General features: G+C 67.8%; 12 protein-coding genes. 3 read left to right on the plus strand and 9 right to left on the minus strand.

Annotation, left to right across the window (positions count from 1 at the left end; genetic code table 11):
- Positions 1-17 precede the first annotated feature (17 nt).
- On the plus strand, positions 18-1,502 hold the full coding sequence (locus QP457_RS12560) for an esterase-like activity of phytase family protein (protein WP_205404342.1): 1,485 nt from the start codon (positions 18-20) through the stop codon (positions 1,500-1,502).
- A 97-nt stretch (positions 1,503-1,599) separates the two neighbouring features.
- On the opposite strand, the gene QP457_RS12565 is transcribed toward QP457_RS12560, so the two are convergent.
- From QP457_RS12565 to QP457_RS12605, 9 genes are all read right to left on the minus strand, one after another.
- Positions 1,600-2,364, minus strand: coding sequence for a 2,3-dihydro-2,3-dihydroxybenzoate dehydrogenase (locus QP457_RS12565; protein ID WP_205404343.1), 765 nt, complete (start codon positions 2,362-2,364; stop codon positions 1,600-1,602).
- Positions 2,355-6,233 (minus strand): non-ribosomal peptide synthetase, encoded by a 3,879-nt coding sequence (locus tag QP457_RS12570; RefSeq protein ID WP_205404344.1) that lies wholly within the window; start codon positions 6,231-6,233, stop codon positions 2,355-2,357. Before QP457_RS12570 ends, QP457_RS12565 begins: the two co-directional genes overlap by 10 nt.
- Entirely contained in the window at positions 6,230-6,487 is a 258-nt protein-coding gene (locus tag QP457_RS12575; protein WP_099818699.1) for a phosphopantetheine-binding protein, read from the minus strand. Before QP457_RS12575 ends, QP457_RS12570 begins: the two co-directional genes overlap by 4 nt.
- Positions 6,487-7,119, minus strand: coding sequence for an isochorismatase family protein (locus QP457_RS12580; protein WP_205404345.1), 633 nt, complete (start codon positions 7,117-7,119; stop codon positions 6,487-6,489). The genes QP457_RS12575 and QP457_RS12580 overlap by 1 nt, the downstream gene beginning before the upstream one ends.
- Positions 7,119-8,771, minus strand: a complete 1,653-nt coding sequence (locus QP457_RS12585; RefSeq protein ID WP_205404346.1) for an AMP-binding protein — start codon at positions 8,769-8,771, stop codon at positions 7,119-7,121. Before QP457_RS12585 ends, QP457_RS12580 begins: the two co-directional genes overlap by 1 nt.
- Positions 8,768-9,961 (minus strand): isochorismate synthase, encoded by a 1,194-nt coding sequence (locus QP457_RS12590; protein WP_205404347.1) that lies wholly within the window; start codon positions 9,959-9,961, stop codon positions 8,768-8,770. Before QP457_RS12590 ends, QP457_RS12585 begins: the two co-directional genes overlap by 4 nt.
- Positions 9,958-11,154, minus strand: coding sequence for an MFS transporter (locus tag QP457_RS12595; RefSeq protein WP_205404348.1), 1,197 nt, complete (start codon positions 11,152-11,154; stop codon positions 9,958-9,960). Before QP457_RS12595 ends, QP457_RS12590 begins: the two co-directional genes overlap by 4 nt.
- 152 nt (positions 11,155-11,306) lie before the next feature.
- Positions 11,307-11,636, minus strand: coding sequence for a DUF3817 domain-containing protein (locus tag QP457_RS12600; RefSeq protein ID WP_230109969.1), 330 nt, complete (start codon positions 11,634-11,636; stop codon positions 11,307-11,309).
- A gap of 134 nt (positions 11,637-11,770) precedes the next feature.
- Positions 11,771-12,706: a TIGR03571 family LLM class oxidoreductase gene (locus QP457_RS12605; RefSeq protein WP_205404349.1), complete on the minus strand. Its 936-nt coding sequence runs from the start codon at positions 12,704-12,706 to the stop codon at positions 11,771-11,773.
- 54 nt (positions 12,707-12,760) lie between these two features.
- Here QP457_RS12605 and QP457_RS12610 point away from each other — a divergent pair, with 54 nt between their 5' ends.
- Together QP457_RS12610 and QP457_RS12615 are read left to right on the plus strand one after the other, a co-directional pair.
- A complete protein-coding gene (locus QP457_RS12610; protein ID WP_205404350.1) occupies positions 12,761-13,240 on the plus strand; it encodes a GNAT family N-acetyltransferase in 480 nt (159 codons plus the stop codon).
- Between the two features lie 98 nt (positions 13,241-13,338).
- Positions 13,339-14,862, plus strand: a complete 1,524-nt coding sequence (locus tag QP457_RS12615; protein ID WP_205404351.1) for a thioredoxin family protein — start codon at positions 13,339-13,341, stop codon at positions 14,860-14,862.
- Positions 14,863-15,012 lie beyond the last annotated feature (150 nt).

Below are 15,012 nucleotides of genomic sequence, written 5' to 3' on the forward strand. Positions count from 1 at the left end.
GGCCGAGGAGTCCATCGATGTCCGCTACTGCCCTGCTGCTGGCTGCGCTCTCGGTCAGCGGCTACAACGCACCGCATGAAGCCCGCGGCATGCCACCACGCGCGGTGGACGTAGGCAGCTTCACCTACGTGGACAAGGGATTGGTCGCCGCCGGGCGATTGCCGGCAGGCACCGTGGACTTCCTTGGCGATACGCTGGGCTCGTTCTCGTCGTTGGCGATACAGCCGGGCACGTGGCGGCGCACCGCGCGTGGCTACCAGGGGGTGCTGTGGACGCTGCCCGACCGCGGCCGCAACGATCCGGAGGCCGGCCTGTTCTACGACTACGCCGGCCGCCTGGAACGCATGAAGCTGCGCATCGACTGGCCGCAGGGAACGTCCAAGGGCTTCGGCGTGGTGGCGATGACGCCCGACAAGGGCCTGGTGCTGAAGGACTACAACGGCCAGCCCTTCACCGGTGCCGACCCCGGTGATCACACGATCAACCAGCGTGGCGTGGTGCTGCCCTCGCCCGCCGTGGGCCCGGGGGCCGGCAAGGTCGCGCTCGATGCGGAATCCCTGCAGTTCACTGCCGACGGCCACTTCTACATCGGCGACGAGTACACCGCCAACGTCTACTACTTCGATGCACAGGGCCGGCTGCAGGGCGTGATCGTGCCGCCGCTGGCGATCCGGCCACAACGTGATGGCAAGCCTGCCTTTGGATCGCTGACTCCACCGCAGACCGGGCGCCGCAACAACCAGGGCGTGGAAGGCATGAGCCTGTCGCCCGACGGCACGCGGCTGTTTGTTGCCCTGCAGAGTGCGCTGATCCAGGACAGCGCGGTGGGCAATGCCGCCGGCCGCATCAATACCCGCGTACTGGTCTACGACGTGTCGGCCAACCCGACGCCGACGCAGCCGGTCGGCCATCACGTGATGGTCCTGCCCGCCTATGCCCATGACGGCAAGGGCAAGCTAGACCGTACCGCTGCACAGAGCGAGCTGCGTGCATTGGACAACGCGCGATTCCTGATGCTGGCGCGCGATGGCAATGGCCTGGGCAAGGATGGCGATGACCCGATCGTCTATAAATCGGTGCTGCTGGTGAACGTGGCGCAGGCATCCAATCTGGTGGATACGGAATATGAGACCGGCACGGCATCGGTGCTGGCCGATCCGGCTGATGCGATCTTGAAGAACGGCATCGTGCCCGCCAACGTCAAAGAGGTGCTGAACCTGCTCGACCGGCCACAACTGGCCCGGGCCGGGCTGGACCTGGATACAGGGCGCGGCCCGCACCCGGGACTGCTGTCGGAGAAATGGGAAGCGATGGACGTATTGCCGGCGCTTGATCCAGAGCACCCCAACGACGTATTGCTGCTGATCGGCAACGACAACGACTTCATCGCCCGCAGCTGCCGCATGCAGGGCGAGCACTGCGACAGTGCGTACGACAACGACAACCGCGTGCTGGTCTATCGGCTCACCCTGCCGCAGCCACTACCCGTCACGCCACGATAGATTCTGTAGAGCCGAGCCCATGCTCGGCTGCTCTGCACGGAATGTTCCCGCATTGAGTAATAAGCCGAGCATGGGCTCGGCTCTACAGAGTGCATTCCTACCCGCGCAGCGTGGCGCCACCATCCACGTACAGGTCACTCATCGCTACGTGGCCGGCCTGCTCGGACAGCAGGAACATCACCGCTTGTGCGATGTCCTCCGGCGTGGCCAGCTTCCGCAACGGAATGCCCGCCTTGTAGGTGGCGGGATTGCCAGCGATCACCCGCGCCGCGCCCTGCTCGTCTTCCCACATGCCGGTCTGCATCGGGGTCAACGTGGAGCCCGGCGCAACGATGTTGCAGCGGATGCCCAGCGGCGCCAACTCCAGGCCCAGACAGCGGGTGAACATCGTCGCTGCCGCCTTCGAGGCGGCATAGGCGGCCATGCCGTGCCGTGGCACGCCCGCCGCGTTGGAGCTGACGGTCACGATGGCGCCTTGCCTGCGCGGTGACATCACCCGCGCCAGTGCGCGACCGACATGGAACACACCATCGGCATTGACCGCGAACACCCTGCGCCAATCCGCGTCGCTGGTGTCCACGACTTCGCCGACATGCAGCACGCCGGCCACGCTGGCCGCCAGCGTGATCGGTCCCACCGTGGCTTCCACCTGGTCGATCAGGGCGTCCACGGCTGCACCGTCGGTAACGTCAAGTGCGAAGGCCTGCACGCGCCCATCGTCGGTCGCCAGCGCAGGCCGCTCACGATCGGTCGCCACCACCCGGCACCCTGCGTCCAGCAGCTGCCCCACCAGTGCCGCGCCGATACCGCCGGCTGCGCCGGTCACCAGCGCCACGTTTCCTTCAAAACCCGTCAACTGCACGTTGCATTCTCCTGTTGCCTGTCCCACTGCTGCAGACGCGCCGATAGCCAGGGTGCCAGCTGTGCCACGGCATCACGCCCGGTCAGTTCGGCGTGCAGGAACGGCAGCTCGATGGCATCCACCTGCAGCGCATGGGCCTTCCACAGTGCGGACTGCAACTGCGGCCGTGCCTGATGATCGCGTCCGGCGCGCACATGCGCCAGCGTTCCCACGAAGGGTCGGTGCTGGTGTTCGCGGATCAGTCGATTGGTTCCGGTCACCGCCCGCACCACACCGTCGAGCACCACCTCGGGCAGGCTGCCCAGCGCGCTGCCGCCACGCCGCAGGAAGGCGAGGATGCGCGCGCGGTCGTCCAGCTCGGGATGCGCGTCAGGATCGTGCCCGGCGATGGCCAACAGCGCCCGCAGCGCCGCGATCGGGTCGGGCTCCGGTTCGGCACGCCAGCATTCGCTGGGATAGGCATCGAGCAGCACCAGTTCGCCGACCTCGCGGCCGATGTCGTGCAGACGCACCGCCATCGCCTGCGCAAGGATGCCGCCGACCGACCAGCCGAGCAGATGGATCGGCCCCTGCGGCTGCAGCGTGATCACCCGCTGCACATAGTCGTTGGCCATGGCCTCGATGCTGCCTGGCAGCGGTTGCGTGGGATCGAGTGCAGGTGATTGCAGCCCGTAAACCGCGCGCGTTGGCTGCAACGCCCGCGCAAGCGCGCGGTAGTTCCATGCAATGCCGCCGGCCGGGTGCAGCACGAACAAGGGCGCCACGGTTGGCTCGTCGGACGCAGACAGCGCAATCACCGGTCCCAACGCGTGATCGGCACGTGCCGGAGGCTCAGCAATGCGTGCCGCCAGCGCGGCAACGGTTGGCTGCGCGAACAGCGCGCCGAGGCCCAGCTCGCAACGCCAGCGCTGCTCGATGGCCAGCAGCAGGTGCACGGCCGAAAGCGAGTCGCCACCGAGACTGAAGAAATCCACATCGACGGCCACGGGCGATTCACGCCCCAGCGCCTGCGCGAACAACCCGGCCAGTTCCTGCTCCAGCGGCGTGCGCGGTGCCTGCCCTGCGACTTCCTGCTGCGGCGGCTTCGGCAGCGCAGCGCGATCCAACTTGCCATTGGCAGTCACCGGCCACTGATGCACGCCTACGAACGCAGACGGCACCATGTAGTCGGGCACCCGCGTCAGCAGATGACTGCGCAGCACCGCTGCATCCGCCTGAGTCGACGGCACATAGGCGACCAGCCGCGCCTCGCCGGGAAGATCATCGCGCAACAGCACTTCCACCCGGTCCATGCCAGGCAGCTCGCGCAACGCCGCTTCGATCTCGCCGAGTTCGATGCGCAGGCCGCGCAGTTTCACCTGGTGGTCGCTGCGCCCCAGGTATTCGACAGCACCGTCGGCCCGCCAGCGCGCCACGTCGCCAGTACGATAGATGCGTTCACCCGGCAGGAACGGATCGGCCAGGAAGCGCTCGGCCGTCAGATCGTCGCGGCCGAGATAGCCGCGCGCCAACTGCACACCACCAAGGTAGAGGTCACCTGCCACGCCCACCGGCACGGGCTGCATCCGTGCGTCCAGCACATACAGGCGGGTGTTCCAGACCGGGAAACCGATCGGCACCGGGCGCGAGCAATCATCGGCCGACGCCGGCCACCAGCTCACATCCACAGCAGCTTCGGTCGGCCCGTACAGGTTGTGCAGTTCGGATTGCATCCTCGCGTGGAAGCGATCACGCAGGGCGGCATCCAACGCCTCGCCACTGGTGAACACGCGCCGTAGCTGCAGGTCCTGTGAGGCCGGTGCAGCCAGGAACGCATCCAGCATCGACGGTACGAAATGCGCGGTGGTGATGCCATGCACGCGGATCAATCGCGCCAGCTCGGTCGGGTCGCGGTGTGCGTCCGGCCCCGCCAGCACCAGCGTCGCGCCACACAGCAGTGGCAGGAAGAATTCCCAGACCGATACGTCGAAGGTTGCCGGGGTCTTCTGCAGAATCCGGTCGTCGGCACCGATGCCGTAGTGCTCGCGCATCCATAGCAGGCGATTGGCGATGGCGCGGTGCTCGATCACCACGCCCTTGGGCTCGCCGGTCGAACCGGAGGTATAGATCACATAGGCCGCATCGTCGCCCATCGGGCCCGGCCAGGGTGCGGCGAAGCTCACATCGGTCCACTGCTCCGGCGGCAGCACCGGTTCGTCTGCCATCCGGGACTGCGCGCTGGCCTCTGCCAAGACACAGACCGGTTGCGCCGACGCCAGGATGCGCGCCAGTCGCTCAGTGGGATGGGCAAGGTCCAGTGGCAGGTACGCGCCGCCTGCACGCAGTACCGCCAGCAGCGCCACCACCAGTTCCAGCGAACGCGGCAGCGCTACCGCGACGATGGTGCCCGGCCCCACGCCCAGCGAACGCAGCTGCGCGGCCAGTGCGAAGCTGCGCGCCTCCAGCGTGGCATGATCCAGCGTCGTATCACCGAACACCAGCGCCGGTGCCGACGGATCACGGTCCATGCCCTGCTGCAGCAGTTCGACCAGGGTGGTGTCAGGCAGCGGATGGGCGGTGGCATTGAAGCCATGCAGGACCTGCCTGGACTCTTCCGGCGTGGCCAGCGGCACCGCCGCGATGTCTTCGGCCTGCAGCGCCGCCGACACGAAATGCAGCAGCCGCCGGGCATGCGCCTTCACCTCGTCCAGATCGTACAGGGCGGGGTTCGCTTCAATCTCCAGATCCAGCAGGGTCTGTCCATCGCCACGGAAGCCCAGTGTCAAATCGTCCACCGGCCCGGTGCTCAGCACCTCCAGCGAGGCCCGCACACCCGGCAGCGCCAGCGGCTTGTAGAAGGGCTGTACGTTGATCAACGGCCCATGCAGGCGGTGCTGTGCGCCGACCAGCCCAAGGTCACGACGCAACTGCTCGCCACGGTAGCGGCCATGCTTGCGGCCCTGGCTAAGCTGGCGCCCGATGCGCCGGCAGAATTCCTCGACGCTGTCCTCGCCGCCCGCCACCCGCAGCGGCAACACGTTCATCACCATCGCCGGCACCCGCGCCGCAACGCTGCCCAGGCGCGCCATGTAGGGCACGCCGAGCACCACTTCCCCGGACGCGCTCATACGGCGCACATACTCGGCGGCTAATGCAGCGAGCACATCCGGCCACGGCTGCAGCCACGCTGCCGAAACCTGCAGCAGGCGGTCGCGGAAAGCAGGGTCCACCGGCTGCACCCAACGCACGGCATCGTCACTGGCAGCGGCGGTTCCGGCCAGGCCGGTGGAGGCCGGCGCGCCCTGCAGTGCCTGCAGCCACCACTGCCTGTCGGCGTCGCGGCGCGCATCGCTGCGATAGCTGGCATCGTCGGCCAGCACGCCCGCCAGCGCTGGCAACGCGCTACCGGTGCGGCCCGCATACAGTGCGCATACACGGTCAGTAAACAGCGCCATGCCATAGCCATCGGTGGCCAGGTGATGCACGCGCAGGTACCAGGCCCAGCGCTGGCCGCCCAGGTTGAACAGCACCTGCTGGCTCAGTCGGTCGCGGGTCGGATCAACTACGCTGGAGCGATCGGCCTGCATCGCGGCGCGTGCCGTCTGCTGCGGATCGGCCGCAGCAGCAACATCGCGCAGCTGCAGTGATGGCACCCGCGCGGATTCATGCCATTGCACCGGCTGGCCGTCCTCGGCCTCGGCGAAACGCAAGGCCAGCGCCTCGGCCTCGGCCGCGGCCTGATTGGCGGCGGCAGTGAACGCCACTACATCCAACGGACCCTCGATCCACACCGCATGCGCGGTATTGAATGCAGGGTTTTCCGGTGCAAGGCGCTGGGCAAACCACAGCCCGGCCTGCGCCTCGGTCAGCGGCAGCGGCGATCCGTTCATGCCGTCTGCGAAGCCTGCAGCTGCTGCACCACCGCCCACCATTGGCGCAGCGTGGTGTGTTCGGCCAGCTGCGAGAACTCCAGTGGCAGCCCGGTGTTGCCCCAGGCCAGCACCAGGCCCAGCATGCGCATCGAATCCAGATCCAGATCGATCAGGTTGTCATCGTCACCGATGTCGGCCGCCTGGCAGTCCAATACGCGGGCGACGTCGGCGCGCATGCGCTCCAACGTCAAGGTTTCGGTCGTCGCGTTCATCACAATGCTTCCAGCAGCTTGTCGGTGGTCATCGGTACGCCGCAGGTGCGGGCAATCCAGTGCAGCGCCTGATCGTGGTCGGCACCCGAGAAATCAGCCACGGCATCGGCAGCGATGAAGGTCTCTATGTCGCGCTGGAACGCCTCCACCGCCGTGGCGGTGCATCCGATGTGCGCGTACACGCCGGTGATCAGCAGCTGATCGCGGCCACGCACGCGCATCAGCGTTTCCAGATTGCTGCGCTGGAATGCGCTGTAGCGGTGCTTGACCAGCACATGCTCGCCCGGCGCAGGTGCCAACGCGTCGATGATCGGCTCGTGGTCGGCACGACGGCCCATGCCCGGGCCCCACAGGTCTGCCTGGAGGCCGCGGTCACGGCGGTCCTGGTCGCCGTGCTGGGCGGTGTAGAAGACGGGAATGCCGTGTGTACGGCAATGCCCAAGCAGCCGCGCGATGTTGTCCACTGCCGGCCGCAGCGGCGCATTGCCCGCATCGAAGGCGGCAAGGAAATAGCGCTGCATGTCGTGCACCAGCAAGGCAACACGATCACGCTGGGGGCGCCAGGCGCCACGCGCCTGCGGCAGTTCCGCGGCGGTCGGCAGGGAATACGGGGCAATACGGGGCAGCGCCATCAGCGCGTTCCTCCTGTCTGCTGCAGATGACGCGCACGCAGCTGCGCGCGCAGTTCGCGGCGGCTGATCTTGCCAACCGCCGTGGTATCGAAGCTGTCCACGAAAACAATCTGATCGGGCACCTTGAACGCGGCCAGGCCACGTCCACGCATCCACGCCTTCAGCGCCGGTGCCTTGATCGCCTCGCCCTGCTGGATCACGAAGGCACAGCTGCGCTCGCCCAGATAGTCGTCGGGAATGGAGACCACGGCAGCATCGAACACGCTGGCATGGGCCAGCAGATGGTCTTCGATCTCCTCGGCAGAGATCTTTTCGCCCGCCCGGTTGATGTGGTCGCCGGCACGGCCCTGCACCACCAGGTAGCCTCCGGGCAGCTGCTGCACGCGGTCACCGGTGCGATAGAAGCCATCGTCGGTGAACGAGCGCGCATTCGCCGCCGCATCGTTGTGGTAACCGCGGATGGTATACGGGCCCCGCGTGAGCAGATGGCCGACCTCGCCTTCTGCAACTGGATTATCGTGGTCATCGACCACCCGCACCTCGTCATCGACGCTGATCGGCCGCCCCTGGCAGGCCACGATCAGTTCCTGCGGATCATCCAGCCGGGTGTAGTTGACCAGGCCTTCGGCCATGCCGAACACCTGCTGCAACGTGCATCCAAGGCCATCAATGACCCGCCGTGCGGCCTCCGGCACCAGCTTGGCGCCACCAACCTGCAGGACCTGCAGGCTGGACAGATCGTGCTTGCTGGTCGCCGCCGCCTGCGCCCACAGCAGCGCCAGCGGCGGTACCAGACCACAGCAGGTCACCTTCTCGCGCGCGATCAGCGGGAATGCCGCATCCGGGCCCGGGCCCGGGCTGAGCACCACGCGGGCGCCGGCGTACAGCGCACCGAAGAAACCCGGTGAACTCATCGGGAAGTTGTGTGCCGCTGGCAGCGCGACCAGGTACACGCTGTCGCGGTCTATACCGCAGATTTCGTTGCTGGCGCGGAACGAGTAGATGTAATCGTCATGCGTGCGCGGAATGAGCTTTGACAGCCCGGTGCTGCCACCGGAAATCTGCAGGAACGCCACCGACTGCGGATCAGGATCGGCCGGCAGCTGGCTGCGGTCGCCCTGCAGCGAGTCCAGCGCGACGAACTCGGCCGCATCACCATCGATCAGCACGTGGCGCACCGCCGGCACGTCCGCCTGCAGCGCGCGCGCCAGGCCCCGATGATCGAAGCCCTCATGTACATCGGTGCTGATGTAGGCACTGGCCTCGGCCTTGCGGGCGAAGTGGGCCAGCTCGGTGATGCGATGCGCCGGCAGTGCGTACACCGGCACCAGCCCGGCGCGGAACAGCCCGCAGATGGTACTGATGAAACTGGCGCTGTTGCCCAGCTGCACCAGCACGCGCTCACCGGGTTGCAGGCCCAGCGCCAGCAGGCCGGCACCGATGCGCCCGGCCTCATGCCACAGCTGCCCATAGCTCAGGCGCACATCGCCAGCCACCACCGCGATGTCATCGGCATGACGCTCGGCGCGTTCGCGCAGGAAACCGGGGAAGGTTTCGCCACGCCAATGACCTGCAGCCCGATAGCGCGCGACCAGCGCTTCGGGCCATTGCTGCTGCAGCGGCAGGCGGGAGTCAACGGTGGACGGCGTCATGCGGATACCTCGATCAGGGGCAGCGGGTCCTGCACGCCCAGTGCGTTCAACAGCGCAGCGAATTTGGCGGCGGTCTCGGCGACCTCGGCGTCAGGCTGCGAGTCGGCGACGATGCCGGCGCCGGCATACAGGCGCAGCTGGGTGCCCTGCAGGCGCGCGCAACGGATCGCCACATACCAGTCGCCGTCACCCTGTGCATCCAGCCAGCCTACGGCGCCGGCATAGAAGCCGCGCGGTACCGGTTCCAGCGCACGGATGCGCTGCAGTGCTTCCAGCCGCGGGGTACCGCAGACGGCCGGGGTGGGATGCAGCTCGGCCAGCAGGGTCGCCGCCGAGGTGGCAGCGTCCTTCAGCGTGGCGTGGATGCGTGTTCCCAGATGCCACATGCTGGCGGTAGCGTGCAGCACCGGGCGCGGCTGCGCCTCGATGTGGCTGCACCACGGCGACAGGCCATCGACGATGGCCTCCACCACATGGCGGTGTTCGTCGTGATCCTTTGCCGATGCCAGCAGCGCCTGCGCGGCGCGCTCGTCGGCCGCCGGGTCAGCACTGCGCCGGGCCGAACCGGCAAGCGGATGCGACAGTACCTGCGCACCGCGCTTGCACAGCAGCAGCTCCGGCGTCGCCCCCACCAGCCACGCCGGTGCCTGGCCGACGTCCACCGGCAGTGGCACGGCGTAGGTCGCCACCGAAGGATCGGTGCCCAGGCGGGCCAGCAGCATTTCCGGCGACAGCGCCTGCTGCGTGTGCGCCACCAGGCTGCGCGCCAGTACCACCTTGTGCAGCGCCGGGTTGGGTGTGCGCATCACGCTGACCGCGTCGGCCACCGCCGCTGCATAGTCCTGCGCGGACGGCTCAGCGGTCAGCACACCGGCCAACGCCGGCGCCACCTGTGACTGCACAGGCAATGCTGGCAACAGTCGCTCGGGCTGGTACAACGCATCATCGGCACGCGGCTCGAACGGCACCGCGCCGACCAGCAGGCCCGGGCCACCGCGCTGCTGCGCGAAGAACGTCGCCACGCGCTCGGCCAGCGTGGCCAGCGCGCCCGCCGGCAAAGGTGCGCGGCAGCCCCGCGCGTGCATCTGCTGATCGGCCTGCCGCAGCAGGAACAGCGGTGCTTCAGCGGTGGGCTCCGGCAGCATCGACGCAGCCTCCGGCCACGCGCCCTGCATCAGGGAATCGTTCATGTCGTCTCCTTCATCCGATACGCTGCGGCCAGCACGCACAGCACCAGCAGCAGCACGCCGACCAGCAGATAAGGCAGGCTGGCCCCACCGCGATACAACAGGGTGCCGAGCATCGGCCCGGCCACCATGCCCAGGCCCTGTGCCGCCGCGACCGTGCCGGCCGCCGCACCCTGTTCGTGCGCCTGCACCGCATCGGCGGCCAACGCCTGGAACGAGGGAAACACGAAGCCCATGCCGAACGCCGCGAGCGCGTAGGCCGCGGGCAACTGCCAGGTCTGCTGCACCGCGGCCACCGAGGCGAAGCCGATGCCGGCGATCAGTGCGCCGAGGATGATCCAGTGCCGGGGATGCACGTCCAGCTTCATCACCAGCCCCTGCGCAAGGATCAGGCCCACACCCACTGCAGTCAGGGCGATGCCGGCCATGCGCGCGCCTTCGGCTGCATCCAGGCCGAAGCGATCGATGGCGAAGAAGCCGACCGTGACCTGGGCGATGGTGACCGAGACCATCGCCACGAATGCAGCCATCTGCGGCAGGCGCAGCCGCGGATCGAGGCGCGACAGTGGTACGCGGTTGCGGTTGTGTGCGGCTGCCAACGGTGGCGTGGCCGGCAGGCGCCAGGCCAGCAGGCACAGCGCGAGCAGCGGCAACAGCGCAGCCACGTACAGCGCCAGCGGCAGGTTCTTGTAGGCGAGCCATCCGGCAGCAGCCGGACCCAGCACCATGCCCAGCGCGTTGGCGCTGCCCAGGCGGGCGAGGAATTTCGCACGTTGGCCGCTGGGTGCCTTGTCGGCAATCAGCGCAGCAGCGGTCGGCGGCACGGCCGCGTAGAACAGGCCGATCAGGCCACGCGCACCTACCAGCACCAGCACCGAGACCAGCACGGGCGGTATCGTCTGCAGCGCGACATCGATGAACACCGCCAGCGCGATGTAGACCACGGTGTAGGCACTCATCGCCAGCATCAGCACGCGCTTGCGGCCGATGCGGTCGCTGAGCTGGCCCCACGGGCGCGCGGCGAGCATCCACAACACACCCGCGGCCGTGACCGACAGACCGGCATGCCATTCGGACAGGCCCAGCAGGCGGACCACCGGGCCGATGACGGCGACGAAGGACATCATCGCCATGGTGCCGATCAGGGCAGCCAACACCAGCGCCGGCAAGCCGGGAACCACGGGACGTGCATGCATGGAACACCAACCGTAACCAAGGAGGGAACGCCGGGCGCCTCCGCACCCCGCGCGACGTCGCCCTGTCAGGCGGCGACGCCATCCTTAAATGATAACGGCTCGCATTTGCATTTGATACCCATTCGCTTAACGGGCATGCACCCGCAGGTGCATCACTGCCCTGCGCGTACCGACAGCAGGCCGCGACGCTTGAACCACCACTCCAGCGGCAGGGTCACCAGCGGCGGAATCGCGGCCAGCAAGGCCAGCCCCGTTGCCCACCATGGCCAGCGCAGGCGCAGCGCCGCAAACAGAGTTACCGCCACGTAGACCATGAACGCCACGCCATGCAGCGGCCCGAACAGCTTCACCAGCGCGACGTTGGCCTGCGGGCCGTACTTCAGCCACATGCCGGCCAGCAGACCGGCCCAGGTGATGGCCTCGATGAAGGCCACGATCGCGAACAGGCGTCCGGTCGGGTGCAGCGGGTTGCGGTGGGTCACGCAGGGCTCCAGCAGTGAATATCAAATGCGAATGATACGCAGATGCGAACATTCCGGACACCGAGGGCAGCGCCGGGCCATGCCCGGCGAACGCTAGAGGCGAACGTTAGAGCTGTGTCCACCAAGGTGGACACCTACCGAAGCGTGTCCGGCAGGATCTGCTCGCCGATCTCACGCAGCACCTCGTCCATCGGCCGGCCGTTGTCGACCAGGTTGAACATCACATGGGCCACGCCCTGCGCGTGCACCCGCAACAGGTAGTCGCGCAGGCCATCGCGGCCCACCTTCAGGCCCAGCGGCAGCGGCTCTGCCGGCGCAGCAGGGTCGATCTGAAGGTCCAGCAGCATCGACTGCACGAACGGCTTGGGCGCGCCACCGCGCTGGGCCAGGGCCTGCTGCCAAAGGCCAATGCGCCCTTCCTGTGCTGTCTCTTCGCGGTGATAGGTCGCCCAGCCTTCGGCTTCGCGCGCGATCCACTGCAGGCTCTGCCGTGCAGTACCGACCACCAGTAGCGGAATGCGCCTGGCCGGCGCGGGAAGTACATCGTATCCACCGGTTGCCTGCAGCACCGGCGCACGCTCGGATGGTTCGGGCGACAGCGCCGCACGCAGCAGCGACCAGCGTTCGCGGAAGGTCGCTGCCCTGCTTTGCAGATCCTCGCCGAATGCCGCGAACTCCTCAGGCCGATCACCCGAGCCCAGACCCAGCACGAAGCGCCCACCACTGATCCGGTCCAGGCTCAACGCCGACTTCGCCACCTGCAGCGGTTGCCGCAATGGCAGCACGATGGCCGCAGTGCCGATCACGATGCGTTCGGTCGCCGCGGCCAGCATGCCCAGCCACAGAAATGGATCATCCAGCGCGCTGGCAGTCGCATCCGGCCCCTGCGGCACCATCAACGGCACATCGCGGGTCCACAGTGCGGCGAAACCCAGATCGTCGGCCAGCCGCGCAATGCGTCGTGCCTCATGCGGATCGGCCAGGCCGTGTGCGGCCACTGGCGTCATCAGGCCAAGGCTGAGGCCCTGCGTTGGAAACAAGCGGGCATGGGCAGGATTGAAATCAGTCATGCCGCCAGCTTAGCGTGGGGCCTTGATGTCGTCCCGCCACAGGAAGTACAGCGCATGACCAGGATCCGCCCCGCCCACGTCGATGACCTGCCCGCGATCAGCGCGGTGTGCATGGCCGCCTTCAACGCAGCCGTTGCGCCCATGCTCACTGCCGAGGGCATCGCCACGTTCGGCACGGTGGCCGCAGCGTCTGCGTTCGCCGAGCGGCTGCAGGGCGACAACCACATTCTTGTGGCCGAACAGGAAGGCCGGGTGGTCGGCGTGGTGGAACTGAAGGCCGGCCAGCATCTGGCAATGCTGTTCGTCGCGCCGGAACTGCAGGGGCAAGGCATTGGTCGTGCCCTGCTGCAGGCGGTGCTGCCGCAGGTGCGAGGCCCGCAGATGACCGTGCGCGCCTCGCTCAACGCGGTGCCCGCCTACGAACACTATGGATTCGTGCTGGATGGTGACGTCGGCCAGTTCAACGGCCTGATCTACCAGCCGCTGGTGTTGACGGTGCCCGCTTCGGCGGGTGCGGGCCTTGGTCCGCACTGATCTCCAGCACATGCCGTGCTGCGCGGGCGACATAAGCAAACTGCATCAGCCAGCACCCTGACCGTTCCTACAATGGCCCCATCACCCTGTCCTTCGAGATGCTGCCGATGCGCGTCGCGCTTTCCATGTTGCTGCTGGCCTCGGCCCTGAGCGCCTGCTCACCCGCTTCCGCTCCGGTACCGACGGCGCAGGCGGCAGCCACCGCCCCGGCCTCCGCCATCGCCTGGCGCCAGGGCGATGTGGATGATGCCTTCAACGAAGCCGCGGAGAGTGGCAAGCCGGTGCTGCTGTACTGGGGCGCGGTGTGGTGCCCGCCGTGCAACCAGCTCAAGGCCGGGCTGTTCAAGGATCCGGCCTTCATCGCCCTGACCGGCAAATTCGTGCCGGTGTACCTGGACGGCGACGAGGAAGGCGCGCAGGCGTGGGGCGAACGCTTCGGCGTGCGCGGCTATCCGACCCTGATCGTGCTCGACCCGCAGCGCAACGAAATCACCCGCGTGGCCGGCGGCAATGACGCGGCCGAACTGACCCGGGCACTGACCGTCGCCGCCAGCCGCCGCAGCGCCGTTGCGGAAGCGCTCGCAACTGCGCTGGCCACGCCGGCCAAGCTTGGCGCCGAAGACTGGCAGGTGCTGGGCGACTACGGTTGGGAGGTGGATGCCAACCGCCTGGCCGGCAAGCGCAGCACCCAGGACGTGCTGCAGCAGCTGGCCAAGGCCGCACCCGAACCTGCGCTGCAGCGTCGCTTCGCGCTGCTCGCCATGGCTACAGCCGGGAAACCGACGACATCGCCCACCCAGGTACGCGAACTGTTGCAGGCCGTACTGGCGCAGCCGGCGGAAGTACGTCGCAACCGCGAGCTGCTGGGGTATGCCGGCGCCGGGCTGGTCAAGCAGGCCAGCGCCGGTCCAGCCAGCAGCAATGCCCTCGGCCAGCAGCTGCTGGTCGCGCTGGAACGTGCCGATGCCGCGCGTGGTGATCGTGCTGACGATGCCCTGTCACGCGCGCTGACCGAGCTGGCGCTGGCCCGCCAGCAGCAGCCCGAAGGCGCGCTGCCGGCAGCCCTGGTTGAGCGGGTGAAGCAGCGCGTGGCCGCCGCCGATGCCGCCGCCACCGACGCGCATGCGCGCCAGGCCACCATCAGCAGTGCCGTCTACGCGCTGCGACAGGTCGATGACGATGCAGGCGCAGAGGCCTTGCTGCTGGCCGAGCTGAAGCGTAGCGAGCAGCCCTACTACTACATGCCGGAGCTGGCCGAACTGGCCGAGCAGCGCGGTGATACCGCCGGCGCCCTGGAGTGGTTGAAGCGTGCCTACGAGGGCGCGCAGGGTCCTGCCACGCGCGTGCAGTGGGGTGTGTTGTACGTGGAAGGCCTGCTGCGGCTGGCGCCCGACGATGCGCCGCGTATCGAGCAGGCCACCGAGGCGTTGATCGCCGAGCTGGACAAGCAGCCCTCCGGCTACCACCAGCGAACGCGTCAGCGCTTCGAACGGCTGGCCGCACAACTGCAGGCGTGGAGTGCGAAGCACAAGGGTGCGGAGACGCTGGCACGGTTGCAGCAGCGGATGCAGACCGCCTGTGGTGATCAGGTTGATAGCGCGTGCAAGGATTGGTTGAGCTGACGCCAGACGCAGGATAAGACGGATACCGGTAGTGCCGGTGAGGGTTCCAAAAGCGGGTTCAGTAGTGCCAGCCCATGGCTGGCAGCTCGGAGTGTATGAAGCTGCCAGCCATGGGCTGGCACTACTGAAGCTTCGTTGCTGCTTGACCTC

This window comes from Stenotrophomonas sp. As-7, assembly GCF_030291015.1.
GTDB classification, from domain to species: Bacteria; Pseudomonadota; Gammaproteobacteria; order Xanthomonadales; family Xanthomonadaceae; genus Stenotrophomonas; species Stenotrophomonas lactitubi.

Coding starts and splice junctions, on each gene's coding strand:
- QP457_RS12615 (WP_205404351.1), top strand. CDS start 13,339: ATGCTGCCGATGCGCGTCGCGCTTTCCATGTTGCTGCTGGCCTCGGCC.
- QP457_RS12610 (WP_205404350.1), top strand. CDS start 12,761: ATGACCAGGATCCGCCCCGCCCACGTCGATGACCTGCCCGCGATCAGC.
- QP457_RS12560 (WP_205404342.1), top strand. CDS start 18: ATGTCCGCTACTGCCCTGCTGCTGGCTGCGCTCTCGGTCAGCGGCTAC.
- QP457_RS12580 (WP_205404345.1), bottom strand. CDS start 7,119: ATGGCGCTGCCCCGTATTGCCCCGTATTCCCTGCCGACCGCCGCGGAA.
- QP457_RS12595 (WP_205404348.1), bottom strand. CDS start 11,154: ATGCATGCACGTCCCGTGGTTCCCGGCTTGCCGGCGCTGGTGTTGGCT.
- QP457_RS12575 (WP_099818699.1), bottom strand. CDS start 6,487: ATGAACGCGACGACCGAAACCTTGACGTTGGAGCGCATGCGCGCCGAC.
- QP457_RS12590 (WP_205404347.1), bottom strand. CDS start 9,961: ATGAACGATTCCCTGATGCAGGGCGCGTGGCCGGAGGCTGCGTCGATG.
- QP457_RS12570 (WP_205404344.1), bottom strand. CDS start 6,233: ATGAACGGATCGCCGCTGCCGCTGACCGAGGCGCAGGCCGGGCTGTGG.
- QP457_RS12605 (WP_205404349.1), bottom strand. CDS start 12,706: ATGACTGATTTCAATCCTGCCCATGCCCGCTTGTTTCCAACGCAGGGC.
- QP457_RS12585 (WP_205404346.1), bottom strand. CDS start 8,771: ATGACGCCGTCCACCGTTGACTCCCGCCTGCCGCTGCAGCAGCAATGG.